General features: G+C 59.2%; 22 protein-coding genes. 10 read left to right on the top strand and 12 right to left on the bottom strand.

All coding sequences use genetic code 11. The features are described from left to right. The first annotated feature begins 31 nt into the window (after positions 1 to 31). The 8 genes from AB6729_RS16335 to AB6729_RS16300 all read left to right on the top strand — a co-directional run bounded on the left by AB6729_RS16335 (position 32) and on the right by AB6729_RS16300 (position 6092). Positions 32 to 346, top strand: a complete 315-nt coding sequence (locus tag AB6729_RS16335) for a PadR family transcriptional regulator (protein WP_371082728.1) — start codon at positions 32 to 34, stop codon at positions 344 to 346. Further along, positions 343 to 1188, top strand: coding sequence for a hypothetical protein (locus AB6729_RS16330; RefSeq protein ID WP_371082727.1), 846 nt, complete (start codon positions 343 to 345; stop codon positions 1186 to 1188). The genes AB6729_RS16335 and AB6729_RS16330 overlap by 4 nt, the downstream gene beginning before the upstream one ends. Before the next feature lie 200 nt (positions 1189 to 1388). Then, entirely contained in the window at positions 1389 to 1931 is a 543-nt protein-coding gene (locus tag AB6729_RS16325) for a helix-turn-helix domain-containing protein (RefSeq protein ID WP_371082726.1), read from the top strand. A gap of 120 nt (positions 1932 to 2051) precedes the next feature. Next, a complete protein-coding gene (locus AB6729_RS16320) occupies positions 2052 to 2945 on the top strand; it encodes an isoprenyl transferase (RefSeq protein ID WP_371082725.1) in 894 nt (297 codons plus the stop codon). Positions 2946 to 2948: 3 nt separating this feature from the next. Continuing rightward, positions 2949 to 3290, top strand: a complete 342-nt coding sequence (locus tag AB6729_RS16315) for a hypothetical protein (RefSeq protein ID WP_371082724.1) — start codon at positions 2949 to 2951, stop codon at positions 3288 to 3290. 24 nt (positions 3291 to 3314) lie between these two features. Further along, positions 3315 to 4169, top strand: a complete 855-nt coding sequence (locus AB6729_RS16310) for a phosphatidate cytidylyltransferase (protein WP_371082723.1) — start codon at positions 3315 to 3317, stop codon at positions 4167 to 4169. A 91-nt stretch (positions 4170 to 4260) separates the two neighbouring features. Then, entirely contained in the window at positions 4261 to 5175 is a 915-nt protein-coding gene (locus AB6729_RS16305; protein ID WP_371082722.1) for a proline dehydrogenase family protein, read from the top strand. 77 nt (positions 5176 to 5252) lie between these two features. Continuing rightward, on the top strand, positions 5253 to 6092 hold the full coding sequence (locus AB6729_RS16300; protein WP_371082721.1) for a hypothetical protein: 840 nt from the start codon (positions 5253 to 5255) through the stop codon (positions 6090 to 6092). Between the two features lie 268 nt (positions 6093 to 6360). On the opposite strand, the gene AB6729_RS16295 is transcribed toward AB6729_RS16300, so the two are convergent. From AB6729_RS16295 to rimO, 12 genes are all read right to left on the bottom strand, one after another. Beyond that, on the bottom strand, positions 6361 to 7155 hold the full coding sequence (locus tag AB6729_RS16295) for a glycosyltransferase family 2 protein (protein WP_371082720.1): 795 nt from the start codon (positions 7153 to 7155) through the stop codon (positions 6361 to 6363). Positions 7156 to 7180: 25 nt separating this feature from the next. Beyond that, positions 7181 to 10264, bottom strand: a complete 3084-nt coding sequence (locus AB6729_RS16290; protein WP_371082719.1) for a carboxypeptidase regulatory-like domain-containing protein — start codon at positions 10262 to 10264, stop codon at positions 7181 to 7183. A 49-nt stretch (positions 10265 to 10313) separates the two neighbouring features. Beyond that, complete coding sequence (locus AB6729_RS16285) at positions 10314 to 11093, bottom strand: SDR family NAD(P)-dependent oxidoreductase (RefSeq protein ID WP_371082718.1); 780 nt, start codon at positions 11091 to 11093, stop codon at positions 10314 to 10316. A 107-nt stretch (positions 11094 to 11200) separates the two neighbouring features. Further along, on the bottom strand, positions 11201 to 12781 hold the full coding sequence (locus AB6729_RS16280; RefSeq protein ID WP_371082717.1) for an OmpA family protein: 1581 nt from the start codon (positions 12779 to 12781) through the stop codon (positions 11201 to 11203). A 188-nt stretch (positions 12782 to 12969) separates the two neighbouring features. Continuing rightward, a complete protein-coding gene (locus tag AB6729_RS16275) occupies positions 12970 to 13962 on the bottom strand; it encodes an NAD(P)H-dependent glycerol-3-phosphate dehydrogenase (RefSeq protein ID WP_371082716.1) in 993 nt (330 codons plus the stop codon). Beyond that, a complete protein-coding gene (gene plsY, locus AB6729_RS16270; RefSeq protein WP_371082715.1) occupies positions 13959 to 14594 on the bottom strand; it encodes a glycerol-3-phosphate 1-O-acyltransferase PlsY in 636 nt (211 codons plus the stop codon). The genes AB6729_RS16275 and plsY overlap by 4 nt, the downstream gene beginning before the upstream one ends. Before the next feature lie 361 nt (positions 14595 to 14955). Next, complete coding sequence (locus tag AB6729_RS16265; protein WP_371082714.1) at positions 14956 to 16224, bottom strand: competence/damage-inducible protein A; 1269 nt, start codon at positions 16222 to 16224, stop codon at positions 14956 to 14958. Between the two features lies 1 nt (position 16225). Further along, positions 16226 to 17269 (bottom strand): IPT/TIG domain-containing protein, encoded by a 1044-nt coding sequence (locus tag AB6729_RS16260; protein WP_371082713.1) that lies wholly within the window; start codon positions 17267 to 17269, stop codon positions 16226 to 16228. A 42-nt stretch (positions 17270 to 17311) separates the two neighbouring features. Next, on the bottom strand, positions 17312 to 17890 hold the full coding sequence (locus AB6729_RS16255) for a phosphatidylglycerophosphatase A (RefSeq protein ID WP_371082712.1): 579 nt from the start codon (positions 17888 to 17890) through the stop codon (positions 17312 to 17314). Between the two features lie 7 nt (positions 17891 to 17897). Further along, positions 17898 to 18101, bottom strand: a complete 204-nt coding sequence (locus AB6729_RS16250) for a DNA gyrase inhibitor YacG (protein ID WP_371082711.1) — start codon at positions 18099 to 18101, stop codon at positions 17898 to 17900. A 22-nt stretch (positions 18102 to 18123) separates the two neighbouring features. Then, a complete protein-coding gene (locus AB6729_RS16245) occupies positions 18124 to 18552 on the bottom strand; it encodes a hypothetical protein (RefSeq protein ID WP_371082710.1) in 429 nt (142 codons plus the stop codon). Between the two features lie 152 nt (positions 18553 to 18704). Next, on the bottom strand, positions 18705 to 20573 hold the full coding sequence (gene rimO, locus AB6729_RS16240; RefSeq protein WP_371082709.1) for a 30S ribosomal protein S12 methylthiotransferase RimO: 1869 nt from the start codon (positions 20571 to 20573) through the stop codon (positions 18705 to 18707). Between the two features lie 818 nt (positions 20574 to 21391). Between rimO and AB6729_RS16235 the strand changes: the two genes are divergently transcribed. Together AB6729_RS16235 and AB6729_RS16230 are read left to right on the top strand one after the other, a co-directional pair. Next, positions 21392 to 23035 carry a M28 family peptidase gene (locus tag AB6729_RS16235; protein WP_371082708.1) on the top strand — a complete coding sequence of 548 codons (1644 nt, stop codon included), beginning with the start codon at positions 21392 to 21394 and terminating at the stop codon, positions 23033 to 23035. Between the two features lie 130 nt (positions 23036 to 23165). Continuing rightward, positions 23166 to 23888 (top strand): Stp1/IreP family PP2C-type Ser/Thr phosphatase, encoded by a 723-nt coding sequence (locus AB6729_RS16230; protein WP_371082707.1) that lies wholly within the window; start codon positions 23166 to 23168, stop codon positions 23886 to 23888. Position 23889 lies beyond the last annotated feature (1 nt).

Genomic DNA, 23889 nt, shown 5'->3' with positions numbered 1-23889 from the left:
TACATAGGTCATCGCCCGAGGTCGAATATCCATGGCCGAAAATCCTCGCCTCTCCCACACTGCCGCCCTGATGCTGAAGACGCTGAAGTCGGGGCATAGCTATGGCTTTGAAATCATGGAAGTCACCGGTCTCCCCAGTGGCACGGTCTATCCCGCGCTGCGGCGCATGGAGAACGATGGCCTGATCGATGGCGGATGGGAAAGCGAAGCCAAAGCGCGCAAGGAAGACCGTCCTGCGCGTCGCTACTACAAGGTGACCAAAGTCGGGCAACTGGCTCTTGTAGAGGCGGAGAAGCGGTATCCGCTGATTGCGGCATTTGTTTCTGAGAAAGCGGTAAAGGCATGAAGCGCTATCGGCAGATGGAGTCGCTGCACCGCACGCTGCGTTTCGCTGCGCGGATCGTTCCTCTCCGCAAACGCGCCCTGTGGCAGGACGAATGGGTGGCGGAATTGAGCTACATGCTTGAAGAAGATTCCGCCACGGCCCTGGGATGTCGCGAAGGCATGATGCGCGATGCCATTACGCTGCGCTGGCTGGCCGTAGTCAACGCATGGCGGGCCATCGACTGGCGCGAGCCGGGCCTTTGCCTGCGCCTCATTGCCATCCTTTTCGTGTCACTCTTTGTGGAGAGCATGGCGCGTTCCCAGCTTCGGCATCTGGCATTTTCCAAGTGGGGCTATGGCGCGTTTGCCTGTTTTATTGCGCTGGCTCTGTTTTCTTTGCCGTCCACCATGGTCACGTCGCGGTATAGCGCGTGTGAAGCCTACGAGGGCGAAACGGCTTCCTTCCGGCAGCGTTTTGTCCGCTGGCGCTTTCTCGCGGGGAAGCTGGCGCTTCTGGTGTTGTCGGCGTACATGCTGGCGCTTCAGGTAACACAGCTTTTTCAGCACCTGCTGGGGGCATGGGCGGATTGGGTTTTGGTCGCGTGCGGTCTTGTTTTCAACGTGATTGCGGCCAGTTGGGCGCTGACCGATCAGCGTGAGCGTTGCCCCACCTGCATGCGCCTGCTGAAGAACCCGGCGCGCATGGGGCCGCCGTCGTGGAGCCTGCTGGGTTCGTGCGCCACGGAGGAGATGTGCGATCGCGGTCATGGGCTGCTGCACCAGCCGGAGTGGCAGACAAGCTGGTTTGAGAACGCTCGCTGGCTGCAACTGGACCGTACCTGGAAGGAACTGTTTCATCCGTAGCGACCTACACGGTCACAGCGGCGCGGCATAGTTACTTGTTTGGTTCCTTTCCGGTTTTCTTCTGGAATTCGGGGGTATTTATTCCGGTTCCCCCTTGACTTACCAGTTACCCCGTATCACAGTAGGAACATCGCGGTCGTTCTTTATCGGACGTGCGTGATATGGGGCCTTGCTCTGGCACCCATCCGCTACACGACAATATGGCAACCATGATGGCACCCGTCGAACAGCGGGAGGTACTTCGTTGCGATCACTGCAGCCTGGTTCAGTTCCGGTCTGCAAACTCGCTTTGCCGCAAGTGCCGCAAGCCCCTGGATGTGGAAGAGCCCGAGCCGGTTGTGGCTCCCGCGCTTTCGCTGGTCCCGCCGGCAGAACGGTCGTCGGAGGACAGCGGCTTACAAGTGGCCACAGCCGTGCGCGATCTGCGTCGCGTACGCAACCTGAGCCAGCGTCAGCTTGCTGGCCGCATGAACGTTCCCCGCACCTATATCAGCAAGATTGAGAATGGCAAGGCAATGCCGACCCTCAGCAGCCTGGAGCGTCTGGCCAGGGCTCTGCAGGTGGACATCAGCGCCCTTCTGCGCGACGCAAAGACGCGTCATAAGGATGAGGCGGCCGTGCTGATGACGGACCCGTTCCTGGCGGAGATTGCCCAGTTCTGCTCGCAGCTGGACGCGTTGCAGAAGTCGATTTTTCTGAACCATGTGCGCGAATTGGCCAGTGGCCGTCGCCGGATGGCGTAAGAATCTGACTTTTCGCGACCTCTCTCTCCTCGGCACCGCGCTCAGGTCGATTGCTTCATTGCAACGGCCTGAGCGGACGTGCTACGGTCGAGCGGTAGCGAATCTTCCGGAGTCGAAACCTTGCCCCTGACCCAGCCCTTGCGTATTCACGAGCTTTCCCCTGAGGAGCTTGAGGTGTATCGCACGCTGGATCCGGCCCGCATCCCCGAGCACGTGGCCATCATCATGGACGGCAATGGCCGGTGGGCAGGCAAGCGCGCCATGAAGCGTTTCCTGGGCCATCAGCAGGGCGCGGAGAGCGTCCAGTTTGTGGTCGAGACGGCATCGCGCATCAACCTTCCGTTCCTGACGCTGTACGCGTTTTCTCTTGAGAACAATCTGAAACGCCCCAAGGCGGAAGTCAGCTTCCTGATGAAGCTGCTGAAGAACTATCTTGTGGGCAATGTGAAGCGCATGAACGACAACAACGTGCGCATGGCCTACATTGGCCGCACCCACGAACTGCCGGAAGAAGTACAGGAAACCATGCAGTGGGCGCAGGCGGAGACGGCGAAGAATACCGGAACCACCCTGACGCTGGCGCTCAATTATGGCTCGCGGGCGGAGATTGTGGATGCCACGCGTTCCATCCTGCGCGATCTGATGGAAGAGGCGCATCGCCGCGGCTGTTCCGTAGAAGATCTGCTCAGCGTGCAGGGCGGCGTGGAGTCCATTGACGAAGAGACGCTGGCGCATCACATGTACACGCGCAACATGCCCGATCCGGATCTGCTGATCCGCACCAGTGGCGAGATGCGCATTTCGAACTATCTGCTGTGGCAGATTGCGTACTCGGAATTGTTTGTCACGGAACGCCTGTGGCCGGATTTCCTGGGTGTGCATCTGCTGGAAGGCATCGCAGCGTTTCAGCAGCGCAGCCGCCGCTTTGGCGGTCTGGATACAGAATTCACCGACGAATCGCTGCCTGACCCGCAGATGCCACAGGCCGCAACGCCGGAGATGGTCAGCCGCTAGCCGATGCGGACGCTGGACCGCATTGCCGGATGGGTGTTTTTGGGCTGCAGCCTTGCGCTGTTTGTCCTTCTGCATCGCTACTACGCTGGAGATGCGCAAGCCCTCGTTCTCTGCACAGTCCTTTGCGGGCTTTTGCTGGGTGCCATGAACCTGATGCGGGCCGAGCGTCCGCATGATCGGACACTGGCAAAGGTCTGCGTTGCAGCAAACGCGTTTTTCGCGATTTTGATGGGCGCTATGGGCCGTGCCATAGAGAGTTTCCCGTTGCCGCTTACGATGGCGGCGCTGTGCATTGTCCTGTTGCTGCTCAGCATGAGGACACGCCGACGCAGCCGACCCATGTAAAAGCGGTATCCTCAACACTGGCCTATGAAGAGAATCCTTACTGCCACGGTACTGATCGCCCTTGTGTTTGGGTTGATCTTCTGGGGAAATCAGCTTGCTTTGATCGTCATGTCGGCGCTGGTGGCGCTGCTGGCCGCGTATGAATATGTGGCGTTGACGCGGGCGGGCGATGAAGTGGTTCCAACATGGTGGCTGCTGCTTGCCGTCGCTCTGCTGTTTGTGGTGACGTACTGGCGTCCTCTCGATTCGCCGTTGCCGGTGCTGAGCGCGCTGGGCCTTAGCCTGCTGACCATCGTTGCCTTTCGCGAGGCGAAGAACGGGCATCTGGAACGGGTTCTGCCTATCGCCGCGGCAGGCTTCTTTGGACTGATTTACATCGCGTATCCGTTGACGCTGCTGCCGCAGATTGCGGGGAAGGAAAACGGCCCCACGCTGCTGATCTTCCTGATGCTGGTGGTCTGGACCGGCGATATTGCCGCGCTGTATGTGGGCAAAGCATTCGGCAAACGCAAACTGTCTCCCGCGCTCAGTCCGAACAAGACACAGGAGGGCGCGCTGGCCTCCATTGCCGGGGCAGTGGTGATTGCCGCTGCGTTGGCGGGGGTGTGCGAGCTTTTTGGCCGCCGGGGCAGCACGTTGCTGCATATCTCGGAGCCGCTATGGGAGACGCTGCTGCTGGCCGCATTGGTCAACATTGCTGCGCAGGTTGGCGATCTGCTGGAAAGCGCGCTGAAGCGTGGCGTGGGCGTGAAGGATTCCGGTGCGATGCTGCCCGGACACGGCGGCATCCTCGATCGCATCGACGCGCTGCTGGTGGCAGCTCCGGTGCTTTGGTATCTCCTGCTGCTCAAGGACGCTGCTGGATTTGGCGGGTTTTAAAGCGTCTACATAACTTCAGAGCCTGCGGCCACATATGTCCCAGGCTGTGTGATTTGACATACCCACCCCTGCCGATGAGACTTTCCAAAAGATGTTTCGCTCTTTCCTGATCTCTCTTTCCCAGAACAACACTATGCGCGGCATCATGGAGCGATCGGCTCCCGGTCGCAGGCTTTCCAGCCGCTTTGTCGCCGGGCTAACCGTGGAAGACGCGCTTCGCGTGACCCGCGATCTGAACGCCCAGGGATTCGCCGTGACCGCGGATGCACTCGGCGAGAGTGTCCGTTCGGAAGCCGAGGCGGTTGCCGCCGCCGACATCTATCACCGCCTGCTGGAAGGCATCATGACCGCAGGGCTCAACGCAAATGTCAGCCTGAAACTGACCGGCGTAGGCATGGATGTTTCGGCGGAACTGGCGGAGCGCACCACGGGCGACATTGTGGCGCACGCCGCGCACGTGGGGAACTTCGTCCGCATCGACATGGAAGGAACGCCGTACACTGAGGCGACTATCGCCCTGACGGAACGGCTGGCGCAGCAGTATCCCGGCGCCGTGGGAACCGTGCTGCAGGCCTATTTGTACCGCACGGCAGAGGACGCGGCACGCCTGCTGCGGCAGGGCATTCGCATCCGGCTCTGCAAAGGCGCTTATAAAGAAGCGGGTGACGTTGCCTTCCCGGCCAAGTCAGACGTGGACGCGAATTATGTGCGGTTGATGCAGACAATGTTGCCCTCGGGTGTTTTCTGCGGCATCGCCACGCATGACCCCGCGATGGTGCAGGCAACGGAGCAATTCGCCGCAGAACACAATATCCCGCGGTCCGCGTTCGAGTTTCAGATGCTCTATGGCGTGAAGCGGGAATTGCAGCGGGATCTGGTGCGCCGCGGTTATGGCGTACGGATTTATCTTCCCTTTGGGACGGACTGGTATCCCTATTTCATGCGACGGCTGGCGGAGCGTCCGGCAAATGTTCTTTTCCTGTTGCGCAACCTGGTGTCCAATTAACGCCACGGTTAGCTTTTTAATGATGTTTCTGCATCTTAGGAAGGGATTTTCCGTCTTTAACCTTTGTGACCCAAGTTATGATTCGTAGTCGTTTTGCGCCTGTACTGCTTGCATTGGCGTGTACTACCGCTGCTCTGCCTGCACAGCAGGCAGACCTTCCTGTGCAGACTCCCTCAAACGACAATGTGGTCGTGGCGATAGCCCGACCGGTGGATCTGGCAACCGAATCGTCCAGCCTGCCGGATGCCCCGGGAAGAAATTCTGATCCTCAGGCGCAGGATCCGCAGAAAACCAGCGCTGGACAGACGAATGCGAACCAGTCCGCCGGACCGCAGCAGACACAGCGCATTCTGGGCATCATGCCGAATTTCAGCGCCGTATCCGCCGATACCCAGTTACCTCCCATGTCAGTAAAGGAAAAGTTTGTGCTGGCGGGGCGCAATTCCTTTGATTACTCCAGCTTTGTACTTGCTGCATTTACAGCCGGTTTCGCCATGTACGGCAACTCGTATCCGGAGTTTCACCAGGGCGTGAAGGGCTACGCACGGTATTACTGGCATGGCCTGGCTGACACCGCCAGTGAAAACTTTATGGTGGCGGGTGCCATGCCGGTCGTGTTTCATCAGGACCCGCGGTATTACACCCTGGGCCACGGCGGTTTCAAGCGCCGGGCGCTCTATGGAGCCACCCGTATCTTCGTCTCGCGTACGGACGACGGCAATGCCATGCCGAATTATTCAGAGATCATCGGCGCCGGAGCGGCAGCCGGTATCTCTTCGCTGTACTACCCAACACGCTATCGCACGTGGACGAAGGTGGGACAGAAGTGGCTAACCAGCGCCCTGATCGACGGTGCCGGTTACACGTTCAAGGAATTCTGGCCGGACATCAATCGCAAGATCTTCCACACGCATTAAGCAGCATTGTCATTCTGAGCAAAGCGAAGAATCCCGATGCATCCCATCGCGCCGATACTCCAGAATGTTTTCGGCCACCAAACTGAACCAGCTTCGCAAAGCGAAGCTCATACGAACGAAGTTCGTCATTCTGAGCGTAGCGAAGAATCCCGACGATGCTGCAATTGGTGAAGGCGTTTCCGGTTTCCTAAGAGGAATTTTCAAACGCCTAGCCGCGGCTGAACCTGTTGGGATTCTTCTCCTGCGAACAGGGGCAGAATCCGCGATATTACTGTGCCGCCTTCTTCCGCGCCTCCCACACCTTCACGTATTTCCAGTGGGCGTAGACGGCGTGGTTCAGGTGGAAGATCAGGCCTTCCGGGCCATCCAGAAAGCCTAAACGGAAGATGTAGTTCTTCACCCATCCGAAAAACGGGTTGAGGAACGACTGCGCCAGCAGCGCCCAGTTCGGTGTTCCGGCTTTACGTCGTGACAGTGCGGCCACGGTGCCGGTGGAGTATTCGTTCATGTGGTCAAGATAGTTGGCGAAGTCCGGGTAACCATAGTGCTGCAGATGGTGCTTCAGGTGACCTTTATCCGCGTTGTACTGCGGTGTGCCGTGCGGCCCAATGCTCTCGTCCACCGTGGCCATACCGCGGCGGAACAGACGCAGCTTCTCGTCTGGAAACAGGCCGCCGTGACGCATCCACCGTGTGATGAAGATGTTCAGTCGCGGCATCCAGAAGGCATTTACCGCGGTGCTGCGCAACGCATGTTGAATCTCAACCGCAAGTTCCGGGGTGACCACTTCATCGGCATCCAGCAGCAGTATCCAATCGCCGGTGCACTGTGCAATGGCAATGTTCTTCTGCTCGGCGTGGCCTTTGAAGTCGCGGTTGTAACTGTGCTTCGCGCCATACTGGACGGCGATTTCCGGCGACCGGTCCTTCGATCCGGAGTCGACAATGACGATCTCATCCACCCATCCCTGCAAGGCGGCCAGTGTGCGGGGCAGGTTCTTCTCTTCGTTGGTGGCAATCATTGCCACGGAGAGAGTCGGTCTGGAGTTTTCGTTCGTGCTCATAACAGGCTCTAGTGCATTCAATCCCTTAGAAATCGAAGCGTGCACCCAGTTGAATCTGCCGGCTGGATGTAAGTGTTGTCGTAATGGTTCCGGCGCTGGCCACACGGCCTGTCGTGGTGAATACGTTGCGCTGCGATGGTATGCCGAAGTTCGGACGGTTAGGCAGGTTAAACACCTCGCCCCGCAGTTGCAGCCGCATGCGATCGCTGAAGCGGAAGTTCTTCGCCAGCGCCGTATCCACAGAGACCAGCCCGGGACCAATCATTGTGTTTCGTTCCAGGTTGCCGTAGTAGCCGGGTGCGGGCAGTGAGAATGCGGTGGGGTCAAAGTATTGAACCGGCCCGCCCTTGATGAGGTTGGAACTGCGCCCCAGGACAAGGTCCGGCCTCTCCGGAGACGGCCCGGTGCCAAAGTTGGCGCGTGCACTGTCATAGCTCACAAGAGCAGAGAAGGGCGCGCCCGAAGCCAGGATGGCAATGGCATTGAACTGCCAGCCATCGGAGAGAAGTTTCGGGCCACGGAAGCGCGGCAGGTTTGCTGTCAGGAACGTCGAGGAGTAATTGCGCAGGTCGTAGTTGCTGAGACCTTTTTCTGCAGCCAGCGAGTCGGGGTCCTGCGGCACATCGTTCTCAGAGCCCTGCGCCGTTACCAGCGAGCTGGTGTCGATGCTCTTGCCCCAGATGTAGGTGGAGCGAAGTTGCAGGATGTTGCGCCACTGCCATGCCAGTACCGCCTGCAAGGCGTTGTAGCTGGAGAGGCCATCCGTTTTCTTGTAACGGATGGCTGTGAAGTTCGGATTGCGCACCTTCGATCCGACTGGGAAGAACTTGCGGCCGTTCACATAGGTTGGCAGCGACTGGTTCTCGTCCACGATGCGTTGATCGTGTACGCCGCGGTTGGCGTCGTAGGCCAGCGTGAACGAAAGTCCGCGGTGCAGTTGCTGCTGGACGCTCAGGTTCCACTGCATCACGTAAGGTGAGGCTGGGTTGTACTGGACAACGTCGATGCGTCCCAGGCTGAAGTTCGATGGAGTGATGTTGGTATTGGGGAAGGTGATTGGTGTTCCCGTCTTCACGCCGCCTACTGTAAAGAACGGTGGCTGGCGGCTGCCCGCATTCAGGTAGAAGTCTGTCCACAACGGATCGAAGTAGATTCCAAATGCGCCGCGGATGCTGGTGTTCTTTTCACCCGGAACATAGGCGAAGCCGAGCCGTGGAGCGAAGTTCAGCTTGGACGGATCGGTGTACATGGGCCCGAGCGTATCCGCGGTATCCAGCAGCACATTGCGCACCGTGGCCTGTAATCCGTTAACTTCGTTGGGAACGCTGGTGTGTTCGTAACGGATGCCGCCGGTCAGTGTCAGTGCATCGGTGGCGCGCCATGTATCGGTTACATACGCTGCGTCCATGTGTTGCCGCCACTTGCGTTGCGGATTCGAACCGGGCAGCGCCACTTCGACACTCGAAGCCGCCCCCGCCATGAAATTTGCGACGGAGGTGAACTGGTAGAAACCGTTCTGGCTTTGTGCAGCTTCCTGCGGAAAGATGATCTGCTTCTCATCCACACCGAAGGCCAGCGTGTGGCGGCCTATCGTCCATGTCAGATCGTCCGCGCCCTGAAACAGGTTAAGCTGGTTCACATTCGGGCCAAAGCGCATGGGCCCAATCATCGCAAGCCCCGTCACGCTGATGGATCCGAAAGGCCTGCCGGAGACGAAAGACAACGAATCCGGGATGTTCTTGATGAAGGTGTATTCCAGCGTGTAGTACGAACGGTTATAAGCAACGCGTGCTGCGTTCACCAGGTGGTCGTTGAAGCTGTGCGTCATCTGGCCGGTCAGGTACTGCGTGCGCGAACGATTGTGCGCTTGAGAAATCTGCAGCGAATCCGGCGTGTATGCATTCGCGTTGTCAAACTGGTAGCGCGCGAACCAGTTGGTGCGTTCCGAATGCTGATGGTCGTAGCGCAGTACGAAAAAGTCTTCCGTGGTGCGATTGGTATTGGTGGTCTTGAAGTATCCCGTGCCATCGGTGAAGACCGTGCTGTTTGGCGTAGGGATGATCGCCAGAAACGGTTGTACGTTGGCCACGGCGGTGGCGCGTGCGGTGGCATTCGGTACCAGCGCGCTCGTGGTCACGCCCAGGTTCTGACGCAGACCTTCGTAGTTGCCAAAGTAGAAATCGCGTTTTGAAATGGGCCCACCCAGCGATCCGCCAAACTGGTTGCGGCTGAAGGACGGGATGGGCAGCGACGCAGAGTCGAAGTAGTTCTTTGCATCCATCGCGGAGTTGCGCACAAATTCAAATGCGCTGCCGTGCAGCTGCGATGTTCCGCTGCGTGTGATCTCGTCGATGACGCCACCGCCGGTGCGTCCGAATTCTGCGCCATAGCCGCTGACCAGCACACGGAACTGTCCTACGGAATCCACGCCCAGGATGGTGCCGCTGGCGCCGCCGGGTGTGTTGTTATAGGCATCGTTTACATCCGTGCCGTCCAGCAGGAATGCCACCTGGTTGGTGCGACGACCGGAGATGCTGATCTGCTTGCCCAGTCCCTGCGAATCCGGATTCAATCGGCGGGACATCACCACGCCCGGCGAAAGATACGTAAGCTGCGTTAGATCGCGGCCATTGAGCGGTAACTCGCGGATGGCGCGCGGACCTGTAACGGTGGACAGCGATGCATCCTCGCGTTCAATCTCCGTCTCCGGCGTTGTCTCTACCTGAACGCTGGCAGAGGCTTCTACCCGAAGCCCGGCATCCAGCGCTGCATGTTGTCCCACGGTCAGCGTCAGCTTCTGCTCCGTGGTGGCAAAGCCTGCGGACGTGATCTGCAGCACGTAATCGCCCGGTGCGATCTGCGGCAGCACATAAACGCCTGCATTGTTGCTGTCCACGCTGCGTACCGTGCCGCGGTTTGCATCGGTCAGCTTAATGTGAGCTCCGGGCACCACCGCACCCGTCTGATCGTGGACAATGCCGGACAGGGAAGCGTTGGCACCCTGTGCCAGGGCAGCACCGGGCAGCAGAACGCATGCAAGCGCCAGGGCAGGCGCATTCAAGCCACGCACACGGGCGGACAGTAATCTCTCATTGGTCAACATGCGCATGATATGCCGATTGGACGGTGATGGAGCCCGAAAGGACTCGTGCACTATGCTACGGATTCCGACGGTGAATTGTCACGGCATTCGCCTGGTCAATGGACGTCAGCAGGAGCGAAGAGACATTCACGTGCGCAGGCCGCGTCACGGCCCAGACAATGGCGTCCGCCACATCGTCCGGTATCAGCGGCGTGGTGTTGGCATAGACCTTGGCTGCGCGCTCTTTGTCACCGCCAAAGCGCACTTCGCTGAATCGCGTCTCCACCATGCCAGGATCAACGCTGGTAACGCGCACGGCCGTCCCCATCAGGTCAATGCGAATGCCCTCTGACAGAATCTTTTCCGCTGCCTTGGTCGCGCAATACACACTGCCGCCTGCATACGCCGTCCATCCAGCCGTGGAGCCAAGATTCACCACATGCCCGCGATTGCGTTCCACCATGCCCGGAAGAATCGCGCGCGTCACATACAACAGGCCCTTGGTGTTCGTGTCGATCATCTCTTCCCAGTGGTCAATGTTGTCGAGATAGAACTTCTCCAGGCCCCGCGCCAGTCCTGCATTGTTTACCAGGATGTCCACGGCGCGCCACGCTTCAGGAAGATGGGCAATGGCGTTTGCCACTGCGCTGCGATCGCGCACATCCAGCGCAAACGTATGCACCGCAGGCGCCCCGGCCTGCTGAAGTTCATCGCGCATGGCATCCAGTGCATTCGTGGAACGCGCGCATAGCAACAGCTTCGCGCCTTCTTTTGCGAGTGCCAATGCCGTTGACTTTCCAATACCTGCGCTGGCGCCGGTGACGAATGCAATGCGATCGCGAATGCTGATACCCATGTCCTTGAGTAAAACAGCCGTCGTGCTGCACCTGCAAGCAATCATCAGGGAATGCAAAACGGGCTACCTCCCAGGCAGCCCGTTTTGCGGTGGTTATGCGGTTGTCGTTAATGGGTGGGAGCTGGTTCTGCCTGCGTCTTCACGCCAATGGAGGGGCCGGAAACCACCATTTCAACGCGGCGATTCTGCGCTCTGCCGGCAGCGTTCGCATTATCCCCCACAGGGTTTGCCTTACCGAACCCCAGCGAGGAAACATTCTCGGGATTCACTCCATTGTTGATGAGAAATGCTTTGGTGGAATCGGCACGGTCCTCGCTCAACTTCAGGTTGTAGTTGTCGCTGCCCACGGAATCGGTGTAGCCCTCAATCTGCAGCTTCAGGTCGGGGTATTGCTGCAGGATGACGGAGACCTTCGCCAGCGATATCTGCGCGTTCTGTTTGAGCGTGCTCTTTGCCGTGTCGAAAAGAACATCGCCCAGCGTGACCACAAGTCCGCGCGGTGTCTCCTGGGTTGCCAGTACGGAATTCAGTTGCGCACGCAGTTTGCGACGCATCGCCACCACATTCTGCTGCGCTGCTGCAGCGGCTGCATTTGCTGAAGCGGCATCGGCCTCTGCGCGTGCACGTTCTGCTGCTTCACGATCTGCTGCAGTTCGAGCACGCTCTGCATTCATGGCCTGCTGCTGCGCTGCCAGAGTTGCTGCCGCAGCGGCCACTTGTGCATTCTTGCGTGCGTTCACTTCCGCAAGCTGTCGTTCTTGTTCGCGCTTCCGCAGGGTTACGACGCGGGCATCTTCGGCGCGCTGTACCGCTTCGCGCGCCAGCGTGATCAGCATTTTCTCGTCGCGCTTTTTGGCCTGATCCATCGCATCCGCGCTGTCCAGGTTCTGTTTCACCCTCGCCATAATGTCAGGTGCATACTTGTCCGCGCCGGCAAGCAGAGCAATCTGGTACGCGTTATGCGCCTCATACAGTTCCAGCGGACTATGTTCGTCGCGAGTTATCGGGCGGAAGACGGTCTTCGATCCATCTGTCTGCGCATAGATACCTTTGGGTAGCAGTGTGTAATGCGCATTCACATGTTCAATGACACCGTTGGTCTTACCTTCTATCACGTGGTTTTCCATAACCACCACGTCACTCGGAACCTTGACCGCGAAGTAAGGCTCCGCCGTCACGATGAGTCCAAACGATTGCAATGGCACGGTCACCTGCATCTGCACACGCTGCTTGCCGCCACTTGGTAGCATCTCACCCAGGTTTGCAGGAGAGCCATCCGGAGTAATGGCCCATAGAACATAAGTCAGATACTCCTGGCCAAAACCATTTGCCGGAGGAAGACGGTCCACATCCAGGTCAACGGTGATACGTCCTTTGCCGCTGCTTACCTTCGCGTTGCCTTTTGCATTCGGCAGCAGAACAGTGCCGATCATATCCAGCTTTGTGTCACCACTACGATGCAGATAATTCACCGCGTCCAGATTGCGGCGGACGACATTCACGCGATAGAGAGGCTGCCCATTGAGTTCACCTACCGGGCGACCGCCATTCTGAATGCCCGTGCGCGACGTCTGCGGGTCCCCCGTGGGATTTAATTCCTGTGCATGAACACTGAAACTGCAGGCAAAAATACCGGAAATAATGGCTGCGGCACCGAGTCGAAAGAAACGATTTCCATCGTGTTTCATAACTCTCCTAAGGAAGGGTTCTGTCTTTGGCACATAGGTCCAATGCCCGACGGATTCCTGACTAAATAGAAGAGATGCCGTGAAAACGGGGTAAGTAGTCCACGAAACGATTGTTTCCGATATCGAATTTCCGGACTTAAAAGGTTGCCTATGACGCAATAAGTCGCTTCTAAGTGGCAGCCAGTAACTTACTCGCTGCGCCCTGGTCGCGTCATCAGCATACGAATAGCATCCAGTGGCGGCCTGTCTTCATGCAGAACGGCGTACATCTGTTGCGTGATGGGCATTTCAATATTTAACTTTGCAGCCAGCCCCAGTGCGGCCCTGGTGCAGCGAACACCTTCCGCCACCTTGCCATTCAATCCTGCGATGATGTCAGGAAGTTTTCTTCCTCGGCCAAGCTCCACACCCACCGTGCGGTTTCTGGAAAGCGATCCGGTGCAGGTGAGAACAAGATCACCATAGCCTGCGAGACCTGCCATCGTTTCCGGCCTTGCTCCCGACGCAACCGCAAGCCGAGTCATCTCTGCCATGCCGCGTGTGATCAGAGCCGCGGCTGCATTGTGTCCTAATTCCAGACCCGCAACAACGCCTGCTGCCAGCGCAATAACATTTTTCAACGCGCCACCCAGCTCAACACCGGTGACATCATCGTTCACGTAAACGCGCAATGAGTCGGAGGAGAAATCGCGCTGCAACTGCTGTGCGGCTTCAGCATCTTTTGATGCCAGCACGATCGCCGTCGGCAACGCCGCGGCAACTTCTTTTGCAAAGGAAGGTCCACCCAGAGTCGCAAAGCGAACAGGCGATGCCGCTGCTACCACTTCGCTCATGCGACGAAAGGTCTCGTTCTCCAGACCTTTCGATGCAGAGACGAAGATATGATCTTCGCGCAGCACAGGCGCAATGGAACACGCCGTATCACCAACAAATTCTGATGGAGTAACGCAGAGCAGAATGTCATGCTCCTGTGCCGTTTGCAGCAGGTCTTTGGAGATGCGGAGATCCTCAGGCAACGTGTAGCCCGGAAGAAACTGCTTGTTCTCGCGCGTTGCAACCATCGCGTCCACATGCAAGGGCGTATGTGCCCACAGTGTCAGTTCATGTTTCTTTTGGCGTGCCAGCGATAGGGCCAGTGCAGTACCCCATGCACCCGCTCCCAGAATTGCAATCCTGCTCATGCTTCCTTTTTCTTTGCACCGAATCTGGGTTCGGTGCGGTTCAGCAGCCGCGAGATATTCGCGTGATGTTTCACAATGACCAGCAGCGGAATCGCAACGTAGACAACGTCCACAAGGATCTGATGCCGCGTGTCGAAGATCAGGCACAATACAGCAAGTCCTGCAGCGGAGACGATGGACGCAAGTGATACGTACTTCGTAAGTGCGAAGACAATGGCGAAAATCACCACGGCAGACAACGTCTCCGTCGGCATCAGGTATAGAAACACACCCAGGGCCGTGGCAACGCCTTTGCCGCCACGGAAGCCAAGCCACACCGTGTACATGTGGCCAAGGACGGCGAACAGGCCAGCCATCGCCTCAAGGTCATAGCCGCTCGGAAAGCCGATGCGCTGTGCCATGTGCCATGCAAATGAAACCGCGACTGCGCCCTTCAATGCATCCAGCACCAGCGTTGCAATACCAAGTCCCTTACCGCCGGAGCGTGCCACATTGGTTGCGCCAATGTTGCCGGACCCCGTAGCGCGAACATCTTCATGCCGGAAGAAGCGGACAAGCAGATAGCCTGTGGGAATCGACCCCAACAGATAGGCAACCAGCAACGTAACGATCCAAAGTACGGTCGGGGTCATGACTCGGTAGAGTGTAGCAAGACCAGAACAAACGGGCGCCCCAGGGTTCGCGAAGCTAACCTGGGTATCGCCCCATCAGGAGCGATCTGGATGCTGGTTTGAGAAACGGGCAGGAACCTGTCAAGCCCTGAACCCACCCAACCTCAACAAACCAAAAGAAATAGAGTTGGCATGTTATTTCCACCAAACCACTAAAATAGAAACAAGAGGAAAGCTAAGAGCCAAAAGCTAACAGCTAAAGGCTTTAGAAAGACGATTTTGCCCCTAAACCTAATGGACAGACGATTTTAGCGACACTCGCGCCGTAACTCCAGTAGAAAGACAATTTTAGAAAAAACAGAGGGGGAGGGGGTACCCCTGCCTACAGCAGTTTCTGCCGTAGCATCACCAGCGCATATTGCGAAGCAAACCAGCGGATGCGTTCACGGTCGCCGCTCAGGTTCAGCTCAAGCACTTCCGTGCCGTCGGCATCGGCAAGCGCAATGTAAACGCGGCCTACAGGCTTGTTCAGGGTCGCTCCGCCAGGACCTGCAATACCCGTAACACCAATCGCCAGATCCGATCCAATGCGCTCGCGAATACCCTCCGCAAGCGCCCTGGCCACGGGATCACTCACCGCACCGTGCTGCTGGATCAGTTCCTTCGGCACATCGGCGAAGAGTGTCTTCAACTCGTCGGAATACACAACCGCTCCGCCAAGGAACGAGCGTGACGATCCGGAGATGGCAGTAAGCCGTTCTGCAATCAGGCCGCCGGTGCAACTCTCCGCCGCAGACAGTGATAGGTTACGCATGCCCAGCATCAGCAGCACGACCTGCTCCAGAGATTCGCCATCTGCAGAGAAGACGAAGTCCATCATCTCGTGCTCACACTTTGAGAGCACTTCATCCACGCGTTCCTGCGCCTCTTCCAGCGTGGGTTTTGCGCACTGGAAGTGCAGTTGGATCTCGCCGCCCGTGCTGAGAATGGTGGTGCTGACATCGGGATAGGAAAGGTAGATGGGCGAGGTGCGCGCGTCCACTTCACTCTCCGGCACCACGGCCATGCGCAGCCAGCGATACGCAATGTGTAACCGCGGGATCACCTGCTGCAGCCGAGGACGCACCTGCTCCACAAACATCGGCAGCAGTTCCTTCGGCGGCCCGGGCAACAGAGCGATGTAGCGCGGTTTGCCATCGTACTCCGTGGCAATCCACTGGCCCGGGGCGGTGCCATTGGCGTTGGGCAGCAACCTGGCGCCATCGATCACGTCAGCCTGCTTGAAGTTGATCTCCTGAATGATCATGCCGCGCTTGGCAAAGCGCTGCTTCAATGCTTCTACAACGACTGCGTTGCGTGTCATCCCGACGCCAAGTGCGCCTGCGACAGCTTCGCGCGTGAGGTCATCTTCCGTTGGTCCAAGACCGCCGGAGAACAGCACGATATCGGCGCGCGTAAGTGCGATCTTCGCGGCATCCACAAGATGCTGGAAGGTATCGCCGAGGATGGTCTTGAAGGCAACGGTGACGCCGAGCTTGTTCAGCTCCGCCGTCATGGCGAGCGAGTTGGTGTCCTGCCGGTAAGGCGTGAGCATCTCGCTGCCCACGGCGATAATCTCCGCAATCATGCTGGGTGTTGGGTCAGTGGCCATGTCAGCGGCTCAACCGTCCTTCCACGCCAAGGTCCACGGTATATAACGCGCTGTTGGTAGCCAGCACCGCTTCGCCACGTTCGGTGAAGGCTAATCCCACAAGGCCCGCGCCGCTGAGTACCACCGATGCTTCCCTCTGTGGCGTGATGCGGATGATACCGCGTTCGCCATGCAGCGACGCGGCGACATACACGTTGTCCTGCGTATCGATAGCCATACCCTGCGGACGTCCCAGGCCGCGATACCACGTGCTCACCTCCCCATCCGGTGAGATGGCGTGGATCGCCTCATTGCTGCTGGTGGTGGGGCCGGTGACCAGCAGCGTCCCGTCACTCAGGAAGGCGAGATGGTAAGCCGATACGGACGGTTCCAGCGTGGCGAAGACGAACACGCTGCCCTGCGTATCCAGCTTGAAGATGGTGCCGCTGCGATCGCCCACGTAGAGGTTGCCGCTGTCGTCAAAGGCCAGTCCAGTGGCGATGCCCATGCCTTCGGCGAACTGCACCGACGCGCCGTCGGGATTGATGCGGTAGACCGTGCCCTCCGAGCGCGAGGAGCAGTACAGGTGGCCATTGGGACCGAAGGCGAGTGCGCTGGCGTTCTGCAGACCGCGCACGAAGGGGCGCATCTGGTAGTCGCGGTCGATGCGGAAGATGGACACCGGTACGTCCTGCCCACGTGTACCGGAGAAGGTGGCGTAGATGTTGCCTTCGCTGTCCACGGCGGGGCTGGCGATGGGGTGCAGGTTGTCCGCGATCGGCACCGCGACGTTCAGCGGCAGGGAGTTGCTGTGGTGATCGTGGATACGCACGACCACATCACCGGAGATGGAGCCATCCGGTACGCGGATGCTGACGCGCGAGGGTGAGGTGAAGCTTAGTGCGGCGGGGGTGTCGCCGATGGTGATGAGGGGACGTGTGGTGTCGGCCAGATGCGCACCGTAGATGTCCACGACACCGTCCGGCATCGCTGCGGCGGGGGTTATCCGGTCAAGGTGCGGTGCGTTGGGGTCGGCGTGGCTGCGGAGATGGGAGAGCAACGTCATCACTCTTCAGGGTATGCCGCGATGGTGGCACTTGCAACGTAGCTAGTGCTTCGGTGTGCTCTGGATTAGGTGGTAGATGATGAAACCCTGCTGCAGGAGTGTCTGGACGATCAGTCCGTAGACGCCGGCGGCAAGGTCATCCACCACGATGCCGGTGCCTTCGGGAAGACGCTCCAGGCGGCGTACCGGTGGTGGCTTGAGGATGTCGAACACGCGGAAGCAGAGCAGCCCCAGCAGCGCGAACGGCATGGAGGGCAGGCAGAAGACCAGCGTGAGCCACTGGCCTGCGACCTCGTCGATGACCACGATCTGCGGGTCCTTGCGGCCACTCTCGCGGGCTACACGGGTGGCTGCTGGAATGCCGATAGCGGTTGCCGCTGCGGCCATGGCCAGTGTGATGAGCGGCAGCCAGTGGAAGGGCACATGCCGCGCCACCACGAACCAGAGGATGACAGCGGCGACGGAGCCGTAGGTTCCCGGACCGGGTTTGAGGAAGCCTGCGCCGAAGAAGGTGCCTACGATCCATGCCCAGCGTGTGCGCTTCACACCGGGAAGGTGTGCGGCGGACAGGACCTCGTCGCGGGTGATGGTGTCGTGCTGTGCGTCGGGAATGTCGCTCACTTGGGCCTTAGTTCTCGTACTTGCGCTGCTGTTCGCGTTCCAGGTCTTCCAGCAGGTCGGGGTCAAGGATGGGCGAGGTGATCTTGTAGTCTCCGCTGGCCCACTTGCCCAGGTCAATGCGGCGGCAGCGGTCACTGCAGAAGGGGAAGTCATCGCCCTTCTCGGTGATCAGTGTTCTACAGGTGGGACAGCGGAGTGTTTTGGTTGCCATAACAAGTATTGGATGCTGCGGGTTATGCCTTGGCTGCGACGACCTGCGCACGGCGTGCGAGAAGCTGCTTCCTGACGGCCTCAAACTGCGCCTGCGCCTTCTCGCTGCTGTCGATCAGCTTCTTGGTGTTGGGCATGAAGGTGTTGCCGGTGGCTTCCTCGGAGACCTCGGCGAACTTGGCGCGCAGGAAGACGCCTTCGCCCTGCGTGGCGAGGAAGAGTTCGGTATCGACCGCTCCGTGGAGAGGAAGCTGCGCGATCATCTCGTAGAAGCTGATGACCTGGCGCCAGAAGACGTTGTTGGGGTTCGTGGGCTTGTGGATCTCGCGGAACTCGTCCACGTTCGCGGGCCAGAACTCCATACCGACGTAGTTGCGCGCCTTGCGCATTACCTCTTCGCGGCGGAGGTCGTAGAGCTTGAGAACGATATCTGCGTCTGCGGGTGTTGCCATGTGGTGGTGATCCTTTAGCGCGGGCCTTCAGCCCTTCGTAGTCTTGGTGAGGTCGTGAACCTAGGGCTTCGCCCTAGGCTAAGATAGCTCGGGCCTTTGGCCCGATGTCAGTCGAGGATACGCGGTTCACCCGCGCTCCTTCAGCGCAATAATTACTCGATGATCCTGGCGACGACGTCGTAGTCGTGGGCTTCGGTAATTTCGGCTTGGTAGAAGGTGCCGGGTATCAGGGCTTCGTGGTCGCCGAAGTCGTTGAGCAGGACGTGGCCGTCGATCTCGGGGGCTTGCTGGAGGGTGCGGGCCTGCCAGAGGAGGTCTGTCTCCTCGGAGGGGCCTTCCACCAGCACTTCCACTACCTGGCCGACCTGCGCGGCGCGGGCCTTGGCACTGAGCTTGAGCTGGGTGCGCATCAGCTTACGGCGGCGGGATTCGATGGTGCGCTTGGGCACCTTGTCGCCGAGGTCGAAGGCGGGTGAGCCTTCCTCGTCGGAGTAGGAGAAGACGCCGAGCCAGTCGATCTTAGCGGCCTTGATGAAGGACTCCAGTTCGGCAAACTCCTCGTCCGTTTCGCCGGGGAAGCCGACGATGAAGCTGGTGCGGATGGCGATGTCCGGAACGATGGTGCGTGCCTTGTCGAGCATACGGAGGAAGATGTCGCCGCTGCCGCCGCGCTTCATCCGCTTGAGGACGGTTGGCGAAGCGTGCTGCAGGGGAACGTCGAGATACCTGGCGATGTTGTCGTGCGCCGCGATGGTCTCCAGCAGTTTGGTAGTGACCTTGTTCGGGTAGGCGTAGAGGAAGCGGAGCCACTTGATGGGGCCGATGCCTTCGACCTCCAGCGTCGCGAGGGCTTCGAGGAGCATCGCGAGGCCGTCCTTCATGCCGAGGTCTTCACCGTAGCAGGTGGTGTCCTGGCCGATGAGGGTGATCTCGCGGACGCCCTGCTTCACCAGGTTCTCCGCCTCGTTGAGGATGGAGGAGATGCGTCGCGAGCGGAACTTGCCGCGTAGCTGCGGGATGATGCAGAAGCCGCAGGGATGATCGCAGCCCTCGGCGATCTTGATGTAGGCCGAGGCGCGCGGTGTGCTGAGGATGCGCGGTGTCTCGTCGGAGTAGAGGTAGCTGGGCAGCTCGGCGGTTGCGCCGTCCCAGTCGTCGCGGCGAAAGCGGCCCTGCTTCTCACGGAGGTCGCCTTCGGGACGGGAGATTTGTTCTGGGACTTCGAGCTGGCTGTGCTTGCGGACTGCGCTGGAGGCGCGGTCGACCAGAATACCCTCAGGGGCTAAAGCCCCGTCTTGCTGGGCGGGGTTTACGGCAGGGCTGAAGCCCTGCCCTTCCGAAGGCGTGGACTGGCCGTGAGGCTCTGTTGCCGTGTCCAGCGTCGGGATCGCGCTGTTGCGCGATGAACCCAGGTTAGCTTCGCGAACCTGGGGCACCCGATTTGTGGCTGGAAGGGTTTGAACGGCTTGCTGCTGCGCGGCGTCGCCGGGATTCTTCGCTCCGCTCAGAATGACAGGCGAAGAGGTGTTGCGCGCTGACTCACTCAGAATGGCCGGAGCCGAAGCGGTTAAGCCGGAGAGGATGTTGAAGGGGCTGTTGTTCGGGACTGGCTTTGGTGTGAGACCTGCGGCGGCGAGGATGTCGTCGAGTTCGCCGGTACCGAGGACGGCGTCGACTTCGGGGATGTTCTTCTGGATCTCGTCGCGGTAGCGTTCGACCAAGCAGCCGGTGACGATGAGGCGCTTGGCGCGGCCTTCGGTCTTGTGCTGCACCATCTCGAGGATGGTGTTGACGCTCTCCTGCTTGGCGGAGTCGATGAAGGAGCAGGTGTTGACGACGATGATGTCGGCGTCTTCCGCGGCGGGTGTGAGCTGCGCGCCTGCGTGGTGAACCATGCCCATCATGACCTCGGAGTCGACGAGGTTCTTGGGGCAGCCGAGCGAGACGAAGCCGATTTTTGGCCTATGAATGGTTTCGCTGGTGAGGTTCGTTTTGATTTCTGCTTCGGTGATGGTTGGCACGCAGTGTCCCTGCCGGGGTGAGTGGTGGGGTACCCCCCTCCCCCCTCAAATTTCTAAAATCGTCATGCGGAAGGACTTAGCGCGCTGGTGTCCCTAAAATCGTCATACGATTGGGGTTATACGCAAAATCGTCATTCTGCTGGAGTTAGCAGCCGCCCGCCAAGGCCTATGCGCGCTCCTGCATGTCACCCTCTATTGTAGCGGTTTTTGGGGAAATTATCGGCACGCGGAAGTGATTTGGATTGTTTGGGTTATGAAGGGTGGGGCTTGACAGGTTTTCTCAGCGTGACGGTTTTTGGCCATGAGAGCTTTGCTGGTTCACGCTTCGCGTGAATGGAGCAGCTTCGCTGCTCGGCCCACATCTCAGAATCGAGATGTGGGGCACCCGGCCTCGGTTTGTGGGTGCTGGTTGTTTGGGTTTCCTGGTGCGTTGTAGAGGGTGTGGAGGAATGCAGGTCCTTCAGCTACGCTTCGCTTCGTTCAGGATGACGGTCTTCGACCGTTCGAGCTTCGCTGGATGATGTCTTCGACGTTGAGCTTCGCGGGATGACGGTCTGCGACCGTTTGAGCTTCGCTGAGATACAGGGTGATGAACTTCGCTCGTGGGAGTTTCGCGGGTTCACGCTTTCGCGTGGATGGAGTGGCTTTACCGCTCGGCCCAGGTTAGCTTCGCGAACCTGGGGCACCCGGGTTTGTTTCCGAGAGGAATTGGCTGGTGTTGCCAGCAAAAAGAAAACGCAATTCGCGGGACAGGGATTGGCATACACTGATTTCGTTTGTCATCCATCCTTCACTTTCCCCTGGGAGATTCTGTGCTGATGCGTTTTGCTTCTGCTGTGGCCTTTGCGTCGTTGTTGGTGGTTCCTTCGATAGTGGCGCAGGCGAATCTGACTTTGCCGGATGCAGCGCAACAGGAAGAAAAAAGTGTTGATGCGGAACGGCTGCGGCTGCATGTGAAGACGCTGGCCAGCGATGCCTTTGAAGGCCGTGCGCCAGGGCAGCCCGGTGGTGAGAAGGCCGCGCAGTACATTGCGGACCAGTTCAAGGCTGCGGGGCTGGAGCCTGCGGGTGATCATGGCACTTACTTCCAGAAGGTGCCGCTGGTGGGAGTGAAAACCGATCCTTCGACAACGTTTGCGCTGGTGCCGGAGAAAGGTGAGGCTTTGAAGCTGACCTTTGGCACGGACTATGTTGCGAACAACCAGACGCACACGCCGACGGCGGAGATTGATGCTCCGCTAGTGTTTGTGGGGCATGGCATTGTGGCGCCCGAGTATGGCTGGGATGACTACAAGAATGTTGATGTGAAGGGCAAGGTTGCGGTGGTGATTGTGAACGAACCCACCAGCGACGATCCGAAGTTCTTCAATGGCAAGAGCATGACCTATTACGGCCGTTGGACGTACAAGTTTGAAGAGGCTGGGCGGCATGGCGCGGTGGCTTGCCTGATTGTGCATCGCTCGGACCTGGCGAGCTATGGCTGGCAGGTGGTGCAGAACTCTTGGAGCGGCGAGCACAGCTATCTGCGCGACGATCCGGATACGAAGCTGAAGGCAGCAAGCTGGATCACGCACGACGTTGCGGACAAGTTGTTCGCGACGGTTGGTATGACGGCAGATGAGGCGATTACTGCGGCGGGCAAACGTGGTTTTGAGGCGAAGCCGCTGCCGGTGCGGCTGAAGGCGCATGTGATTACGCATGTCCATGAATACGAGTCTGCGAACGTGGTGGGCAAGATCACGGGAGCGAAGCCGGGGCGCACGGTGCTGTACACAGCGCACTATGACCACTTCGGTATTGATCGCACGCGCAAGGGTGATCCGGTGTTTCACGGCGCTGCGGACAACGCAACTGGGACCGCGATCGTGATGGAGCTGGCGCGGGCGTTTGGACAGAAGAAGATTCAGCCACCGTCGACGGTGATTTTTGCAGCGGTGACGGCGGAAGAGCAGGGGCTGCTGGGTTCGCAGTATCTGGGAATGCATCCGCCGGTTCCGGCGAAGGATATTTCGCTGGACATCAACTATGACGAACTGTTGCCGCTGGGCGATGTGACAGGTGTGGGCGCGGGTGGAGCGCAGAGGACGACGGCTTATCCGCTGCTGGAGGCACTGGCTGCGCATGACAACCTGACGCTGCGCAAGGGCGGTGTGGATGCGGGCGGCGGGTACTATCGCAGCGATCACTTCTCGCTGGCGCGCGTGGGGATTCCGGCGTTCTCGCTGGGGCAGGGCGGCATGTTTGTAGGTCATGACGAGGCATGGGGACGCGAGCAGTCGCGCGATTTTGGGCAGAACAAATATCACACGCCCGCCGATGTGTACTCTGACTCGATGGACTTCACGGGCAATGCGCACATGGCGCGTTTTGGGTTTGAGTTGGGATGGATTGTGATGAGTCAGCCGGAGCGCATGGAGTGGTTGCCGGGCGACGAGTTTGAAGCGGCACGGAAACGGCAGTAAGATTTCCGGGTTGCTCGGGATGGCAGTAGACCGCACGCAGAGCATTTGCCGCGGATTCGCGCAGTACGGAAGGTACCTCCAGCGGGACATGCTCAGGGATTGGATTGCGGGATTGAGCCGGAGGCCACACGTGGAATACGCGATGCTGACGGACGTGGGCCGCAGCCGCGGACACAATGAAGATGCCTGCGCCGCAGATGAGATGGCGGGGCTGTTCGTGGTGTGCGATGGCATGGGCGGAGCCGCGGGCGGTGAAGTGGCGTCGCACATGGCGGCTCGCGTGTTTCTGGAAAAAGCGCGGATTGAGCGCGATACACGTCCTGCACGCTGGCGGCTGGAGAGAGCGGCCATCGAAGCCAATAGTGAGGTCTTCCTGGAGTCGCATCGGGATATGTCGCTACGCGGCATGGGAACGACGCTGGTGGGACTGGAGATTGGCCGCGACCTGCAGGAAGCGTGGGTGGTGAATGTGGGCGATTCACGCTGTTATCGGCTGCGGCAGGCTGTGCTGGAGCAGCTTACGAACGACCACTCGTTTGTGGATGAACAGGTGCGCGCGGGGTTGATGACGGAGGATGAGGCTTCCGTGTCACATCTGCGGAACATTATTACGCGCGCCGTGGGTTCGCATGGGGAAGTGCAACCGGATGTGATGCGGTGTGAACTGATGCAGGGCGATTTGTTTCTGCTGTGTTCGGATGGATTGATTCGCGAGCTGGATGATGAGGCGATTGCGCGGGTGCTGAACGAGGGCGGTCACAGCGAGTTGCAGGTTTGCGCCGATGCACTGGTGGATCTGGCGAATGAGCGCGGTGGGTGCGACAACATCACCGTGGTGCTGGTGAGGGTGTAAT

This window comes from Terriglobus sp. RCC_193 (assembly GCF_041355105.1).
Classification (GTDB): domain Bacteria; phylum Acidobacteriota; class Terriglobia; order Terriglobales; family Acidobacteriaceae; genus Terriglobus.
Note: the sequence above shows the minus strand (reverse complement) of the source record. Positions and strands in the feature narration are given on the sequence as shown.

Excerpts from the sequence above, each read along its gene's own strand:
- AB6729_RS16335 (WP_371082728.1), top strand. The coding sequence starts at position 32 with ATGGCCGAAAATCCTCGCCTCTCCCACACTGCCGCCCTGATGCTGAAG.
- AB6729_RS16330 (WP_371082727.1), top strand. The coding sequence starts at position 343 with ATGAAGCGCTATCGGCAGATGGAGTCGCTGCACCGCACGCTGCGTTTC.
- AB6729_RS16325 (WP_371082726.1), top strand. The coding sequence starts at position 1,389 with ATGGCAACCATGATGGCACCCGTCGAACAGCGGGAGGTACTTCGTTGC.
- AB6729_RS16315 (WP_371082724.1), top strand. The coding sequence starts at position 2,949 with ATGCGGACGCTGGACCGCATTGCCGGATGGGTGTTTTTGGGCTGCAGC.
- AB6729_RS16310 (WP_371082723.1), top strand. The coding sequence starts at position 3,315 with ATGAAGAGAATCCTTACTGCCACGGTACTGATCGCCCTTGTGTTTGGG.
- AB6729_RS16305 (WP_371082722.1), top strand. The coding sequence starts at position 4,261 with ATGTTTCGCTCTTTCCTGATCTCTCTTTCCCAGAACAACACTATGCGC.
- AB6729_RS16300 (WP_371082721.1), top strand. The coding sequence starts at position 5,253 with ATGATTCGTAGTCGTTTTGCGCCTGTACTGCTTGCATTGGCGTGTACT.
- AB6729_RS16295 (WP_371082720.1), bottom strand. The coding sequence starts at position 7,155 with ATGAGCACGAACGAAAACTCCAGACCGACTCTCTCCGTGGCAATGATT.
- AB6729_RS16290 (WP_371082719.1), bottom strand. The coding sequence starts at position 10,264 with ATGCGCATGTTGACCAATGAGAGATTACTGTCCGCCCGTGTGCGTGGC.
- AB6729_RS16285 (WP_371082718.1), bottom strand. The coding sequence starts at position 11,093 with ATGGGTATCAGCATTCGCGATCGCATTGCATTCGTCACCGGCGCCAGC.
- AB6729_RS16280 (WP_371082717.1), bottom strand. The coding sequence starts at position 12,781 with ATGAAACACGATGGAAATCGTTTCTTTCGACTCGGTGCCGCAGCCATT.
- AB6729_RS16275 (WP_371082716.1), bottom strand. The coding sequence starts at position 13,962 with ATGAGCAGGATTGCAATTCTGGGAGCGGGTGCATGGGGTACTGCACTG.
- plsY (WP_371082715.1), bottom strand. The coding sequence starts at position 14,594 with ATGACCCCGACCGTACTTTGGATCGTTACGTTGCTGGTTGCCTATCTG.
- AB6729_RS16265 (WP_371082714.1), bottom strand. The coding sequence starts at position 16,224 with ATGGCCACTGACCCAACACCCAGCATGATTGCGGAGATTATCGCCGTG.
- AB6729_RS16260 (WP_371082713.1), bottom strand. The coding sequence starts at position 17,269 with ATGACGTTGCTCTCCCATCTCCGCAGCCACGCCGACCCCAACGCACCG.
- AB6729_RS16250 (WP_371082711.1), bottom strand. The coding sequence starts at position 18,101 with ATGGCAACCAAAACACTCCGCTGTCCCACCTGTAGAACACTGATCACC.
- AB6729_RS16245 (WP_371082710.1), bottom strand. The coding sequence starts at position 18,552 with ATGGCAACACCCGCAGACGCAGATATCGTTCTCAAGCTCTACGACCTC.
- AB6729_RS16235 (WP_371082708.1), top strand. The coding sequence starts at position 21,392 with ATGCGTTTTGCTTCTGCTGTGGCCTTTGCGTCGTTGTTGGTGGTTCCT.